Below are 16,075 nucleotides of genomic sequence, written 5' to 3'. Positions count from 1 at the left end.
ACAATATGAACCGATTTTTATAATACAAAATATAAAGGTGCAAACAGATGACACAGCTTAGTCTTAAAAAAATCTACTCAGGTAAAGTGCGTGATCTTTATGAAATTGATGATAAACGTATGCTCATGGTGGCGACTGATCGTTTATCAGCCTTTGATGTGATTTTGGACGATCCGATTCCTCGTAAAGGGGAAATTTTGACGCAAATTTCGAATTTTTGGTTTAATCAACTCGCCCATATTATGCCGAATCATTTTACTGGTGACACCGTGTATGGTGTGTTACCAAAAGAAGAGGCGGATAAGGTAAAAGATCGGGCTGTTGTCTGCAAACGTTTGACCCCAATTAAAATTGAATCTATTGTACGCGGTTATTTAACTGGTAGTGGTTTAAAAGATTATCAAAAAACAGGCACAATTTGTGGTTTAGCATTACCAGAAGGGCTAGTCGAAGCCAGCAAATTACCAGAACCTATTTTTACGCCTTCCAGTAAAGCTGAGGTCGGCGATCATGATGTGAATATTAGTTATGCCGAATGTGAGCAATTAATTGGTGCAGAACTAGCGGCACAAGTCAAAGAAAAAGCGATCGCGCTTTATCAAGCCGCTGCAGAATATGCACTAAGCAAGGGCATTATTATTTGTGATACGAAATTTGAGTTTGGTTTAGATGAAAATGGTACACTCACTTTAATGGATGAAGTGTTGACGCCAGATTCAAGCCGTTTTTGGTCTGTTGAGACGTATCGAGAAGGCATTAATCCACCGTCGTTTGATAAACAATTTATTCGTGATTGGTTAGAAACGAGCGGTTGGAATAAACAACCTCCCGCACCGAAAGTGCCTGCGGAGGTGATTGAAAAAACCGTTAATAAATACCAAGAGGCTTTGGATTTATTAACAAAATAAAGTGAAAATGGGCTTTCTTCCCTTGGCGGGGAGAAAGCTTTTTTTCAACAGCAACATTCATGAGGAGAATTATGAAATCGGTTTCAATTGTGGGATTAGGTTGGCTTGGCTTACCTTTAGCTCGTCATTTGAAAAATTTAGGTTGGGAAGTCAAAGGCAGTAAACGCACGCACGAAGGGGCGGAGCAAATGCGCTTGGTTCGTTTGGAAGCATACCCTTTAGAGCTTACCCCTGAAATTAATGCCGATCCTGATGATTTAACGTTGTTGTTGTCAGTGGATTCATTGGTAATCAACATTCCACCAAGCCAATATTTTTTCGATCCGCAACATTATGTACAAGGCATTCAACACTTAGTCAACGAAGCGTTGCTACATGGTGTGAGTCATCTCATTTTTATTAGTTCCACTTCTGTTTTTCCGGAACATTCTGGGTACTTCGACGAATCTTGCTCACCTCAGCCTCAATCTGAAATAGCAAAAGCCTTAGTGGAAGTCGAGGAGTGGCTGTTCCAATTGAAAAATATTGATTGCGATATTATTCGTTTTGGTGGTTTGATTGGTGATGATCGTCATCCCGTTTATTCATTGGCAGGTAAAGACGTCAAAGCTGGTAATTCACCGGTGAATTTAGTGCATTTTGATGATTGTGCTAGAGCAATTCAATTATTACTTGACACGCCTAGCCATCAGCGCTTATATCATGTGGTGGCGCCTAAGCATCCAACTAAAGCAGAATATTATTCTGCGATGGCGGAAAAACTCGGTGTAGCCACACCGCACTTCATCTGTTCGGAACAAGATCCTGTCAGAATTATTGTGTCTGATAAGATTTGTCAGGAGATTGATTTTGTTTACCAATATCCCGATCCTTATTTGATGTTACCAAATGAGGAAAAGAGCGGTGGACTTTCCGATGGGTTTTTGAAATAATAAAGTGATTATTTAATCACTTTTTTTGCGTAATTATTTTAAATAAAGGTCAAGTATGTCAAACACAATTTTACAGCAGCTTCCAAAAGGTCAAAAAGTCGGTATCGCGTTTTCAGGTGGTTTAGATACCAGTGCAGCATTGTTATGGATGCGTCAAAAAGGGGCTGTTCCTTATGCCTATACCGCGAACTTAGGTCAACCAGATGAAGAGGATTACAATGCAATTCCGCGTAAGGCGATGGAATATGGCGCGGAAAATGCCCGATTAATTGATTGCCGTGCACAGCTTGCTCACGAAGGGATTGCGGCTATTCAAAGCGGTGCTTTCCATATTTCAACAGGTGGCGTAACGTATTTTAATACTACCCCATTGGGTCGTGCAGTAACGGGAACGATGTTAGTGTCTGCGATGCGTGAAGATGATGTGAATATCTGGGGTGATGGCAGTACCTTCAAAGGTAATGATATTGAGCGTTTCTATCGTTATGGTTTATTAACTAATCCCAATCTTAAAATTTATAAGCCATGGTTAGATAATCAATTTATCGAAGAATTAGGCGGTCGTCATGAAATGTCAGAGTTCTTGATTGCGAATGGCTTTGAATACAAAATGTCAGTGGAAAAAGCCTATTCAACAGATTCAAATATGCTAGGTGCCACCCATGAAGCCAAAGATCTTGAATTTTTAAATACGGGTATTCGTATTGTAAAACCGATTATGGGTGTGGCATTCTGGCGTGATGATGTTGAAGTGAAAGCTGAAGAAGTCACTGTGCGCTTTGAAGAGGGGATTCCTGTGGCGTTAAATGGTAAAACATTCAGCGATCATGTTGAATTATTCCTCGAAGCAAACCGTATTGGTGGGCGCCATGGTTTAGGTATGTCAGACCAAATTGAAAATCGAATTATTGAAGCCAAATCGCGTGGTATTTATGAGGCACCGGGGATGGCGTTGTTACATATTGCCTATGAGCGCTTAGTGAGTGGTATCCATAATGAAGATACGATTGAACAATACCGTATTAATGGCTTACGTTTAGGTCGTTTACTCTACCAAGGTCGTTGGTTCGATCCACAAGCCTTAATGTTACGTGAAACGGCACAACGCTGGGTTGCGCGTGCGATTACCGGTGAGGTGACTTTCGAATTACGCCGTGGTAATGATTATTCCATTTTGAATACGGAATCACCAAATTTAACGTATATGCCAGAGCGTTTAAGTATGGAAAAAGTGGAAAATGCGCCATTTGATCCTGTTGATCGTATTGGTCAATTAACGATGCGCAACTTAGATATCGTAGATACGCGGGATAAGTTAGGTATTTACACGCAAACAGGCTTACTCAGTATTTCAAAAGATTCTTTCTTGCCACAACTAAATAAGAAAGGTTAATGCCTTTTTTGTGCTGAGAAAGTTTTAAAAAATAGACCGCACTTTGCCCAATTGGCGCTGAAAAGTGCGGTATTTTTTTACAGACTTTCTGAACTACCTTTTTTATTTTTCTACAGCACAAAATATAGACATCTTATTTTTCATTGGTTATAATTCGCGCTTTTTTCGGACTGATGATTTAAGAGGTAAATGATGATAAATATTATCAAAGTCGGTGTGATTGTTGCGTTTCTTGCTGCATTAGTGGTGTTTGATCGTTCAGAACAGAAAGCCGCACTGCATACAGAAGCAACAGTAAGTGCACAAGTCAAGCATGCCTAATTACTAGGCTGGAAAGAAAAGGGGCGGGTTAGCCGCCTCTATGCGTTAAATTCCCAACTAACATATCAAAAGGAGTTAATCCTTGCTCCTTCATGCTTCCTGTTTTCCCTTCTCCACGACGACCTGAAATAACGGCATAAAAAATAGCTATTTCATTGTTATATTTAGGCTCTCTAGTTAGATGATGTGATGATTTTTTCTTTGTTAAGAATTGTTCTTGTTTTTATTTACCCTATATTAAGACGCACCAAAATAGCAAGTTTGTCCACCGCTTTCAAGATGATGAAAAAAATTTTTTTATTTTTGAGATCGCGTTCAAAAAATGAACAATTTTATATTGAGAAAAGTGTAAATAATAATTTACAATCCATTTGAAGAAGTAAGGGTTGTTAGTGGTAAAAGTTGTTTAATAACAAGATCTTAGTTTTCTTTTCGGTAAATGTTATTAATATTATTGATGATCATTTTAGGAGAAAGATTATGAGAAACTATCCTGCAGAACCTTATAAAGTCAAAGCTGTTGAACCGATTGCAATGACGACTCGTGAGCAACGTGAAGCCTACATGAAAAAAGCAGGCTACAATACGTTTTTACTCAATTCAGAAGAAGTGTATATTGATTTATTAACCGATAGTGGTACCTCAGCCATGAGTGATAAGCAATGGGCGGGTCTTATGATCGGTGATGAAGCTTATGCAGGTAGCCGTAACTTCATGCATTTACAAGACGTGGTCAGAGAATATTATGGTTTCAAATATGTCGTACCAACTCACCAAGGTCGTGGTGCAGAAAACTTACTTTCAACCATTATGATCAAACCGGGCGATTATGTACCGGGTAATATGTATTTTACTACAACACGCGCGCACCAAGAGCGTAATGGGGCGACTTTCGTTGATATTATTATTGATGAAGCCCATGATTCACAAATTGATTTACCTTTCAAAGGCAATGTCGATGTGAAGAAATTACAAAAACTGATTGATGAAGTGGGTGCGGATAAAATTCCTTACATCTGTTTAGCGGTTACCGTAAACTTAGCGGGTGGACAACCTGTGAGTATGGCAAACATGCGTGAAGTAAAAGCATTATGTAGCAAACATGGTATTAAAGTGATGTTTGATGCCACACGTTGTGTAGAAAATGCGTACTTCATTAAAGAGCGTGAAGCAGAGTATAAAGATGCAACCATCAAAGATATTCTAAAAGAAATGATGAGTTATGCAGATGGTTGTACCATGAGTGGTAAAAAAGACTGTCTTGTGAATATTGGTGGTTTCTTATGTATTAATGATGATGATCTTTATCAACAAGCTTGTGAACTCGTGGTGCTCTTTGAAGGGATGCCATCTTATGGTGGACTAGCTGGTCGTGATATGGAAGCAATGGCAATTGGTATTACGGAATCTGTCGATTTCCACTATATCCAGCACCGTGTTGCACAATGTTACTACCTCGCGGATAAATTAGAAGCGGCGGGTGTGCCGATTGTGAAACCAGTGGGAGGTCATGCGGTATTCTTAGATGCGAAGAAATTCCTTCCACATATTCCACAAGAACAATTCCCAGCACAGATGCTTGCTGCGCAAATTTATATTGAGGGTGGCGTACGTTCAATGGAACGTGGTATTGTATCGGCGGGTCGTGATAAGAAAACCGGTGCAAACCATACGCCTAAATTAGAATTAGTGCGTTTAACTATCCCACGTCGTGTTTATACTTATGCGCATTTAGATCATGTTGCTGACACCATTATTAAACTCTTTAAACACAGAGATGACATTAAAGGTCTTGATATGGTGTATGAGCCTAAATTATTACGTTTCTTTACGGCGCGTTTTGAACCGAAAGCGTAATTTCTCATTAGGGCATTGCTGAAAAGCAATGTCCTACTTATTCAATATGTCTGCTGTTTTCATTATTATGGGATAGACAAAAAGGAGATATATTATGAATAAAACATTGGGAAGTACTTTGCTTGTTTCAGGTACCATGATCGGCGCAGGGATGTTAGCGATGCCCTTAACGTCTGCGGGAATTGGTTTCACCTTTACCGTAGTTCTGTTACTTGTCCTTTGGTTCTTATTGACATACAGTGCATTGTTATTTGTTGAAGCGTATCAAACCGTAGAAAGTGATGCGGGGATTGGTTCTCTGAGTGCGGTCTATTTTGGTGGTTTTGGTCGATTTATTTCTACAGCAGCATTATTGATCTTTTTATATGCCTTGTTAGCCGCGTATGTGACGGGCGGTGGTGGTTTATTGTCTTCTATTCTACCAACAATTCAATCAGCCGAAACAACCTCTCACATTTCTATTGTCATTTTCACGACTGTTTTTGGTGCTTTCATTATCATTGGTACGCAAACAGTTGATGGACTAAATCGTCTTTTATTTTTTACCATGTTAGTTGCATTGGGTGCTGTATTATTTTTGTTAGTGCCTGAAGTAAAAATGGATAATTTAATGGCGATGCCAATTGATAAAGCCCTGCTGATTTCTGCCAGTCCGGTCTTTTTTACTTCCTTTGGTTTTCATGGCTCAATACCTAGCTTGAATAAATACCTGGGTGGGAATATTAAGGCATTACGTATTTCGATTTTAGTCGGTTCATTCATTACACTGTGTGGCTATATTTTATGGCAATTTGGTACGCATGGGGTGTTAACACAATCTGTTTTCTTACAGATTTTACAAGATGAACCTACTTTGAACGGGCTGGTAGCCGCTACCAAACAAGTGACGGGAAGCAGTGTCATTTCTGGTGCTGTGAAATTATTCTCAGCTTTGGCTTTAATTACTTCCTTCTTAGGGGTTGCTTTAGGGCTTTTTGAGTGTATTGAAGACTTGTTAAGCCGCGTCTTTAAATTTAAAGCAGGTCGTATTACACTTGGGCTACTGACTTTTATTCCACCATTATTATTTGCTTTATTTTATCCAAAAGGGTTTATTCTAGCCTTAGGGTATGCAGGACAAATGTTTGCTTTTTATGCGGTAGTATTACCTGCAGCATTAGTGTGGAAAGTGAGAAAATTGCATCCAAATCTCCCTTATCGTGTATCGGGTGGTTCAGCATTACTGGTCATTTCGGCGGTATTAGGTGTGATCATTACCTCGATCCCATTTGCGATTAAAGCAGGTTATTTACCTGCTGTCGTGGGATAAGTGAGTTTATTATGCTGAAAACAGCGAGAATAGTCTCGCTGTTTTCTTTTCAAATGGGGAATATGACCTTATTTATTGAAAGGATAAGGGCTTTTTGTTAAGATCGCCCGCCATAAATTCATCTCACGTAGCGATATTGTTATGCAACCTGCTTTTTCTTTTCCCAATTTTAGTCAAATGTACCCTCATGAAAAACGTAAATTAAAGCGTTTTAGAGAATATTTACGTTATCAATATGCGTATCGACTTTATCATAAACAATGTGGGCAGTTTGATCAGTTTTTAAATCAACATCCCCTTTGGATACCGCTATTTCAACAGCATCCTTATCGTGTCAATGGTTTACTATCAACCTATTGTAATCGCCGCTGGGGAGGCTCACAGCGACTTCAGGCGATCACAACAAATTTAATGGTTGCGACAGCGAAGTTCGGTGTTGAACGTTGTCAGCATTTATTGGCAAAAGGCACGCTTACACTCGCTACGCTCACTGATTCACTCAGCTTAAATTTGAATATTAATACGATTGATCCCTTTGAAGGCTTTTTCTCTTTAAATATCCAAAATACAGAAACAAAGCAAAGTGTTTATGATGCCTCGTTTACGTTTTTGTCAGAGAAGCAGCTATTAATCGCTTCTATTCAGGGACCAAAAGGGGAACATGCACAAGAGATTGTGCGTGTAGGAACCAAGCAACTACACGGTGTTCGCCCAATGTTTATGCTCGTGAATGGATTTCGTTTTCTTGCTCAACAACTCGATTGTCAATTACTAGGGATTCCGCATCGTCAGCAAGCAAAATACCGTTGGAATGATTCGGAGCGGTTATTATTTAATTACGATGAGTTTTGGCAAGAAAATGATGCGGTAAAACAAGGTGAATATTGGTGTCTTCCTGCTGATGTTGAACGAAAACCGCTAGAAGACATTCAAAGTAAAAAACGTTCTATGTATCGAAAACGCTATGAGATGTTTGATAACGCGTTGGAACAAATCACAACACAGCTTTCATAGCCGATACTAAAAATAAAACCCCAAAAGTGCGGTGCATTTTTGGGGATTTTTTATGAGAAGAACAACGTCTTACTGACCTAACGTTGCCACCATCACTGCTTTAATTGTATGCATACGGTTTTCTGCTTCATCAAACACGATGGAGGCATCTGATTCAAATACCTCATCGGTGACTTCAAGACCGTTCATACCATATTTTTGCGCCATTTCTTTACCGACCGTTGTATTTTCATCGTGGAAAGCAGGCAAACAGTGCATAAATTTCACTTTTGGATTACCTGTTTTTTCAAGTAACGCCTTGTTGACTTGGTATGGTTTCATTAAGTTAATGCGCTGTTCCCAGGCTTCTTCAGGCTCGCCCATGGAGACCCAAATATCGGTGTAAAGGAAATCAACACCTTTCACCCCTTCCTCTACGTTTTCTGTACAGGTAATTTTTGCGCCAGTTTTCTTCGCCATTTCTGCGACCTCATCAAGCAGTTTTTGTTCTGGCCAATAGGCTTTAGGCGCGACTAAACGGAGATCCATGCCCATTAATGCCGCACCTTCAACAAAAGAATTTCCCATGTTATTTCTGGCATCACCCAAATAGGCCATTTTCATTTGATTAAGACGTTTGCCTTCACCGTGTTCTAACATTGTCAGAAAATCAGCAAGAATTTGTGTTGGATGAAAATCATCAGTTAACCCATTCCAAACAGGAACGCCTGAGTACTGTGCGAGAATCTCGACTAATTCCTGTCCATAACCACGATATTGAATTCCGTCATACATACGGCCTAAAACTCGAGCCGTGTCTTTCATTGATTCTTTATGACCAATTTGTGAACCACTTGGACCGATATAAGTGACATTTGCCCCTTGATCATACGCTGCCACTTCAAATGAACAGCGCGTGCGTGTTGACGTTTTCTCAAAAATTAAGGCAATATTTTTCCCTTTCAAACGAGGTTGTTCTGTTCCGGTATATTTTGCTTTTTTTAAGTTGGCAGAGAGGTCGAGTAGGAATTGAATTTCGGTTGGCGTGAAATCCATTAAACGCAAGAAATGACGATGACGTAAATTGAGTGGCATATATTCTCCTCATTTGAATTGATAATTTATAGTAGGATTTTGAGCAAACGTTTACGCGATCGAAAATTATACCTTAATTATATTAAAAGGCTAGGAGAAATTGCTTTGATAGATTGAATTGCTATAAAAAAGTGCGATTTAAGAAATAAATCGCACTTTGAGAGAATAGCTTATCTGCGGAACTAGACTTTGGCTTTTATATCAAATTTATCTGACACAAAACCATATAGTGTCCAACCAATAAAGGTGGCAATTGAACCATATAACATCGGTTCTTGTCCTGCCGCATAGAGTGCATAAATACTGTACACGGAGCCAATAAAGGCGACAAATGTCGTGATTTTTGCTTTCTGTGCCGGGACTTTTTCCACTTTTTGTAACACCATTAATGCAGCCATCGAAAGAATATAAGGGATAACGTTCGTGACGACGGCAAGATCCACTAATACATTAAATTGTTTGTTTAAGGATGGACTGATCGTCATTAAGGATAACAAGCTTTGAATCACTGTAATTGTCACCATGCCGATGATTGGTGCATCTTTGCTTGTTACTTTCTTGAAAAAGGCAGGGAAATAGCCTTCTTCAGCAGAGCTTCTGAAGACTTGAGCAATGGTGAACTGCCAGCCGAGGAGTGAACCAAAGCAAGAGAGTACCATCAAGCCCATCACAATTTTACCCGTTGTTTCATTAAACATATGAGCAAAAGCTAATCCGAAAGGCGCGGTTGAATTAGCCAAATCCATATTCGGTACAATACCGGCAATCACATTGGTTGACACGATATAGATCGCGGCTGCGCCTAAGGTGCCGCCGAGTACCGCAATGGGTACGTTACGTTCTGGATTTTCGACCACATCGGTATTTGCACAGGCAGATTCTAAGCCAAGGAATGCCCATAATGTCATGGAAATAGACACCCCAATTGCTTCAAACGTCGGCACATGATGTGGGTTCCAAGCATTGATATACATGTCGGCATCAAACCATTTCCAGCCAATAATGCATAAACCAACCACCGGAATAATGACACCCCAAATGGTAAATGAACTAATATTACCTGTAATACGAGCTCCCCCAAAGTTAAGGGACGTCGCAAGCCATAAAGTGATAATTGTCCAGCCAGCGATCGCAACAGGGGAGAGGCTTACCTCAAGTAATTCGGAACCATAACCTACTGCGGAAATCGCAATGGCTGTGTTAGCAATGACCAATGAAACACCATAAGTATAGTTCGCCATGAAATTCCCTGCTTTACCGAAAGCATATTCGGCATAGCCACCCATACCACCGGATTTTTTGCTAAACATACCACATTGTGCGAAGGCATAAGCCAGTGCAGTAGAACCAACGGCAGTTACTAACCACGATAAGATTGAAATGGTACCAATTTCTGCCAATTTTGTGGGTAACATAATGATGCCTGAGCCCATCATGTTAACCATAGTAAGAATAGTGAGTTGAACAACACCAATTTTATTATTTCTTGCACTCATAATTGTATCCTCATAAAAGTACAGTAAATGCATACTGTACTTTTTTAGTTAATGATTTAGTTTTCAGTTAATACGTAGCCATAAGCACGAATACGTCCATCTGCATCTTGTTGTAGATATACCCCTTGAATTTCTGGTGCGAAACCTGGTAATAAATTGATGCCTTCTTCGAGTGCTAAGAAATATTCCTGTGCAGTCTGACTCCATTTTTCACCCGGTACGACACAAAGCACACCCGGTGGATAAGGAAGTGCTCCTTCTGCCGCAATGCGATTAACGATTTCGGTTAGTGGAACCAGTTCTACACGATTACGAACAAATTCAAGATTAGCTTGATGTGGATTCATCACATATTCAGGCAAGGTTGCTTTTCTGAATAAGTTGCGTTGTAAAGTTTTCACGTTACGGCTGACATACAAATCATGCATTTCTTGGCAAAGACGACGGATGGTATAACCTTCATAGCGTTTTTCATTGTTGTAATAAACACTTGGTAAGACTTCTTTTAACAAGGAATCTTTTTTGATGTGTTGTTCAAATGCCGCAATTTGTGCAACCAAACTTTGCATTTTGGTGAGGGTTTCTGCTGGCGTTAATAAGAAGAGAATTGAGTTTAAGTCACATTTTTCCGGAATAATGCCGTTTTCACGTAAATAATTAGCAAGAATCGTAGCAGGGACACCGAAGTCTTCGTATTCACCTGTTTCAATATCAATACCCGGCGTCGTTAGCATGAATTTACATGGATCAACAAAATATTGGTTATCTACATAACCTTCAAATTGATGCCATTTATCATCAGCATGGAATTTGAAGAATGTTAAATCATTTGCCATTTCTTCTGTATCGTAGTCTTGCCATTTTTTGCCATTGACATAAGGCGGAATAAACGGTTTGATCAGATCACAACTATTCAGCACCATTTTACGTGCTTCTATCCCGATTTTGACACAGTCATGCCATAAACGAATACCCGCAGGGGTACCTTGAATTTTTGCATTGACATCAAGTGTGGCAAAAAGAGGGTAGAATGGGCTGGTGGAGGCGTGTAACATGAATGCATTATTAAAGCGTTTATGATTACAGTAGCGCTGTTGACCTTTAATGTGCTTGTCTTTTTTATGAATTTGTGAAGCTTGTGAGAAGCCGGCTTGTTGTTTGTGTACTGATTGTGTCACGATGATGCCGGGATCATTTTCATTTAATTCAAGCAAGAGCGGTGAGCAATCTTTCATCATTGGAATGAATTGTTCATAACCTACCCACGCAGAATCAAACAAGATGTAGTCACATAAATGACCAATTTTATCTACGACTTGGCGCGCATTATAGATGGTTCCGTCATAAGTGCCGAGCTGAATGACGGCTAAACGGAAAGGACGTGCTTGTGTTAATTTTTCAGGCGCAACATCTTTAATTAAAGATTTCAAATAATCTTCATCAAAACAATGGCTATCGATCCCGCCGATAAAACCAAATGGATTACGCGCAGTTTCCAAATAAACAGGCGTAGCACCAGCTTGAATTAATGCACCATGATGGATAGATTTGTGATTGTTACGATCAAAGAGCACAAGATCACCCGGTGTGAGTAACGCATTGGTGACGACTTTATTTGCAGAAGATGTCCCATTTAAGACGAAGTAGGTTTTATCAGCATTAAAGACTTGAGCAGCGTGTTTTTGAGCATCACAAGCGGCTCCTTCATGGATTAGCAAATCGCCTAATTTTACATCGGCATTACAGATATCTGAGCGGAAAATATTTTCACCGTAGAAATCATAGAGATAACGTCCTGCAGGATGTTTACGGAAATATTGTCCACCTTGGTGTCCTGGACAATCAAAAGCAGAATTCCCCATTTCCACATATTCACTTAGCATTTTAAAGAAAGGTGGGAGGATTTTTTCTTCGTAAAACCGCGCCGCAGTTTCAATTTGGCGACTGTATAGGTTGATGTCGTAGTTGTTGAGATCTTGAACGTGATAGACTTTGTCAAAGAATTGAGGATCTAAAAATTGACCTTCAATGACAGCAACAAAGACCGGAATATTAAATTCAGTTGCTTGTATACTATCAATATAATCTTCAATATCTTCAGAACTCAGGATAATTGCACCAATGTCGGTGAAATCTGTTTCTTGAACAGAAACGAGTTCTCTATTTGTATGAAAATAAGGTCGAATTAATGGGCTATATGCAATTTTTAAATTTAGCATAGATGACTCCTTGTTTATTTAAGTAATAAAATTCCCTCCGCTATTATTAAATGGCGGATCAGGATTTTAATTAATATTTTGATTAATTCAGTTCTTATTATTTATATTTAGATAATAAGAGTTGGACTAAAAAATATATTAATTATTTTTTAATGATAATGTGTGATTTTAAATACAACAGAAAAGCATAAGAAAATAATAATAAATTCTTAAACGCCAAGTTATATTTAAAAAATAGCAACTCGCCTGTACGAAAGGGTGCAGGATAGTTCTAGATGCTACACTCAGCGAGCGTAATGAGATGAGGATATTTGGGAATTGAAGATTGAATAAGAAAAACAAGAGCGATACGAAGGCATCATAATATGTCTTGTTCTACGAATATGTGCCATAATGGAACGTCCTTTATCAGGATGATATTCTTTGTAGTAGTCGTGTATTAACATAAAACTCTCCAAGTGTATTATTTATTTAACATTAGATTGCCTTACTTTCATTTAGTCATTAGTCTCGCTAATTTCCCTTATCTTTTCAAGATAAATTTTTTTATTTGTGATATCCATCACAGTTTTTGTTTATAATTTAACCATATTTTAAATTTATTAACATTTTATTAATTTTATTTTTAATTAAATATATTTAATTAAAAATTTTGTTATACAAGAAAATAAGTCAGGATGATCTTAACATAAATAAACATATTAAAATAGCGTTTAAATATTATTAAGGCTGCAAGATGGCTTGAAAACGTGCATTTGGCTGAAATATTTTTCTTGCGAGATTATCTATGTATTTTTTTTGTCCAATGTCTTCGAGTCTTTGATACAGATAAATTTCATCTGGACTTTGAGTATGCCAAAAGCTTTGTTCAATTAGCATGGCAATAGACACTAATGAATCAAATTGGAATTTGATTTGTGTTTGTTTCTCACTTCGTTTCTTTTCTAATAAGCTGGCGGAAACGCCTTTTTGCATGATTTCATCTAAAATATGGTACGTTTGTGCGGTCAGTTCTGCCACGCGATCAGGGGCGCAACTGAATTCAATTTTCCCCTCTAGGCGCGCATGTGATTTTTCTTGATTAAACCAACTATTCACAGCATAGATACCTGATGATTGTTCTCGCAGTGTTAAGCGAAGCACTTCTTGCAGTACATCTGCTAAGAGATCTAACTGATATTGTAGTTCAGGTGTCCATTGATTCGGTGTACTGAAATAAATCTCGACATCAGCACGTGGTTCATCTAAGCCATGCATGACAAAATGATTGGCGGGTGTGATAGGCGAACTATCGTAATAATGACGAGGTGAGTGTTTGATCTCTACTGAGGCTAAATACGTTTGTGCCAGCTTTTCTGCCTCTTGTTGAGGGAGATCGCCAATAAGAAAATATGTGAAATCCGTTTTATCTAACATCACCGAGTCATAGAATTGGGTGAGTTCCTGACGAGAAAACGATAAGGCTTCTTTTTTATTTTGGCTATACACTGTGGCCATGTTGGGATAACGTAAACGTGATAATTTTTGCATAAATTCCGTTTCTTTATCTACTTGACGGAAATAATCTTGAGTTTCTTTTTGGTAACGTTCAAAAACGGGTTCGCTAATTGCTGTTCCTTGTAATTTCAAGCGAAATAATTTGAGTAAATCAGCCATTTGTTCGGGTTTTCCTACTGCGGTAAAACCTTGTTTATAGTCATCAACTACAGTCGCCAATGCGATAGGATGCTGGCGAAATAAATCATTGATTTCCGACAAGCTTAATGGACCAATACCAGAATCATCAGTTAATGTCACCGCACTTTTAAAGCGATGGTAATCACTAGGGGCTACAGAACGTAATCCTCCCGCTGTAACAGCTTTAAAATACACTTGATTGGGTGTTTTATCGCTATAATGGTAAATCAATTTGCTTCCATTGCTTAATTGATATTCCGTAATATCGCCTTTTTTCCAATGTTTGCTTTGTTTGATTTGCCCTTTAGGGAAGGACAATGCAGGCATTTTTCCAGAGGTTCTAGGTGTATGCCAAGTATGTTGCGCAGTATGCTGTGTTTCTTGCCACAACTGTGCCACTTTATTTACCGTTAACGTCAATGGTGTCGCGGGATAAGGTTGAGTAACTAACAGGAGTTTGGCTTGAATAGTAATGAGATGTTGAAATGCCTGATTCAGTTCTTCTAAACGGATTTCTTGCAAAAAGCGTTGATTGAGTCGATATCGATCTTGTTGACTTATCACGACTTGCTGATTTGCCGCAGAAATAACGAGATCATCTGCGATTTTTAAACTCCCAGCTTTGAGACTGCGTTGTTTTTCATTTAATTGGACTAACCGCGCTTTTTCTTGTTGAAATTCTTGCGCAGAAAAGCCGTGTTGCTGAATTTCTGCGATAAATTGGAATAAGGATTGTGTGGCTTTTTGGTAGTCAGTATCAAAAAGTTGTAGCAAGAAAATATTTTGTAGCGTTTCTTTTCCTAAATGGGTGCGGTAAAAATTTGCTGATTCAACTTTTTGCTGTTTGACTTGTTCCCAATCTTGTAAACGTAAATTTATCAGACGAATCAGGATTTGTTGAATCAAGTCTTGTTTATATGCAGCGAGGGTATTTTGCTCTGTAAATTTTTCAAAAAAGCTTAATTCAAGTGTGGGAATATAGGTACCTTTTTCAGAAATACCTGCAACGCGCCATTGGTTAACGAATGGAATAGAAAAATCAATTGGTGGTAAGGGGGAAGTTGAGTGTGAGTTTATACTCCCTATCTGCGCTTTTAACTGAGAGGTGACTTGTTGAGCATCAATATCACCCACAATGATCACCGCCATATTATCAGGTCGGTACCATTTGTGATAAAAATCAGCCACACGCTGTCTTGAAATCGTGCGAATAATATTCATATCGCCAATTGGATCGCGTACAGCATAGCGTGACCCCGCCATTTCTACCGCACTTTTTTTGTCACCTAAACGTAACATTGGGCTTAAACGTCGTCGCCATTCTTCCTGTACAATACCACGTTCATTATCTAAGTCTTTTTCCAGAATCGTTAAGTGGTGCATCCACTCATTTAACACCTCAAAAGCTAAAGTCAGGCTTTGAGGATCATTTTTGTCTAAATTAAGGGTATAAACCGTATTTTCAAAATCGGTAAATGCATTAATGTCCCGTGCAAATTTCATTCCTAATTTTTCAAGTGCATTAATGATTTGATTTTCAGGGAATCGATGAGAGCCATTAAATGCCATGTGTTCGACTAAATGTGCCACCCCTTTTTGATCCTCATCTTCGTGCAGTGATCCGGCATTCACAACTAAACGAATATAGACACGATGCGCCGGCTCAGGATTTCGTACGACATAATAAGTTAGCCCATTCGCTAATTTACCATGTTGAATAGCTGGATCAAACGGGAGTGATGCCTGAGGAGAGGAAGGCATACTTTGGCAAGCAATCAACGTGCAAATGATAAGGAAAAGTGCGGTCAATTTTTTCATTATTTTTAATCTCATCTGTGTATAAATAAACGCGACGCGTTATGTGAATAACACGTC

At 38.8% G+C, this 16,075-nt stretch carries 12 protein-coding genes; 7 read left to right on the top strand and 5 right to left on the bottom strand.

Going from position 1 to position 16,075, the window contains the following annotated elements; genetic code table 11:
* The first annotated feature begins 47 nt into the window (after positions 1–47).
* From CKV69_RS04200 to CKV69_RS04170, 7 genes are all read left to right on the top strand, one after another.
* Positions 48–908: a phosphoribosylaminoimidazolesuccinocarboxamide synthase gene (locus CKV69_RS04200; RefSeq protein ID WP_014326122.1), complete on the top strand. Its 861-nt coding sequence runs from the start codon at positions 48–50 to the stop codon at positions 906–908.
* 71 nt (positions 909–979) lie between these two features.
* A complete protein-coding gene (locus CKV69_RS04195; protein ID WP_038641870.1) occupies positions 980–1,840 on the top strand; it encodes an SDR family oxidoreductase in 861 nt (286 codons plus the stop codon).
* A gap of 55 nt (positions 1,841–1,895) precedes the next feature.
* Positions 1,896–3,233 carry an argininosuccinate synthase gene (gene argG, locus CKV69_RS04190; protein ID WP_005722481.1) on the top strand — a complete coding sequence of 446 codons (1,338 nt, stop codon included), beginning with the start codon at positions 1,896–1,898 and terminating at the stop codon, positions 3,231–3,233.
* A 189-nt stretch (positions 3,234–3,422) separates the two neighbouring features.
* Positions 3,423–3,554, top strand: coding sequence for a hypothetical protein (locus CKV69_RS10800; protein WP_256365445.1), 132 nt, complete (start codon positions 3,423–3,425; stop codon positions 3,552–3,554).
* A gap of 480 nt (positions 3,555–4,034) precedes the next feature.
* A complete protein-coding gene (locus CKV69_RS04180; RefSeq protein WP_005722479.1) occupies positions 4,035–5,411 on the top strand; it encodes a tyrosine phenol-lyase in 1,377 nt (458 codons plus the stop codon).
* Between the two features lie 94 nt (positions 5,412–5,505).
* Positions 5,506–6,720 carry an aromatic amino acid transporter gene (locus CKV69_RS04175; RefSeq protein WP_005716657.1) on the top strand — a complete coding sequence of 405 codons (1,215 nt, stop codon included), beginning with the start codon at positions 5,506–5,508 and terminating at the stop codon, positions 6,718–6,720.
* 141 nt (positions 6,721–6,861) lie between these two features.
* On the top strand, positions 6,862–7,734 hold the full coding sequence (locus CKV69_RS04170; RefSeq protein WP_014326118.1) for a VirK/YbjX family protein: 873 nt from the start codon (positions 6,862–6,864) through the stop codon (positions 7,732–7,734).
* A 69-nt stretch (positions 7,735–7,803) separates the two neighbouring features.
* On the opposite strand, the gene argF is transcribed toward CKV69_RS04170, so the two are convergent.
* From argF to CKV69_RS04145, 5 genes are all read right to left on the bottom strand, one after another.
* On the bottom strand, positions 7,804–8,808 hold the full coding sequence (gene argF / locus CKV69_RS04165; protein WP_005722475.1) for an ornithine carbamoyltransferase: 1,005 nt from the start codon (positions 8,806–8,808) through the stop codon (positions 7,804–7,806).
* A 182-nt stretch (positions 8,809–8,990) separates the two neighbouring features.
* Positions 8,991–10,304, bottom strand: a complete 1,314-nt coding sequence (potE, locus tag CKV69_RS04160; protein ID WP_010906860.1) for a putrescine-ornithine antiporter — start codon at positions 10,302–10,304, stop codon at positions 8,991–8,993.
* 56 nt (positions 10,305–10,360) lie between these two features.
* Positions 10,361–12,523 (bottom strand): ornithine decarboxylase SpeF, encoded by a 2,163-nt coding sequence (speF, locus tag CKV69_RS04155; RefSeq protein ID WP_014326116.1) that lies wholly within the window; start codon positions 12,521–12,523, stop codon positions 10,361–10,363.
* 284 nt (positions 12,524–12,807) lie between these two features.
* Entirely contained in the window at positions 12,808–12,969 is a 162-nt protein-coding gene (gene speFL / locus CKV69_RS10795) for a leader peptide SpeFL (protein ID WP_005716642.1), read from the bottom strand.
* A 277-nt stretch (positions 12,970–13,246) separates the two neighbouring features.
* Positions 13,247–16,018: a M16 family metallopeptidase gene (locus tag CKV69_RS04145; protein ID WP_016504629.1), complete on the bottom strand. Its 2,772-nt coding sequence runs from the start codon at positions 16,016–16,018 to the stop codon at positions 13,247–13,249.
* Positions 16,019–16,075: the final 57 nt, after the last annotated feature.

This window comes from Pasteurella multocida (assembly GCF_900187275.1).
GTDB lineage: Bacteria > Pseudomonadota > Gammaproteobacteria > Enterobacterales > Pasteurellaceae > Pasteurella > Pasteurella multocida.
This window is presented reverse-complemented; position numbering and strand designations above follow the sequence as displayed.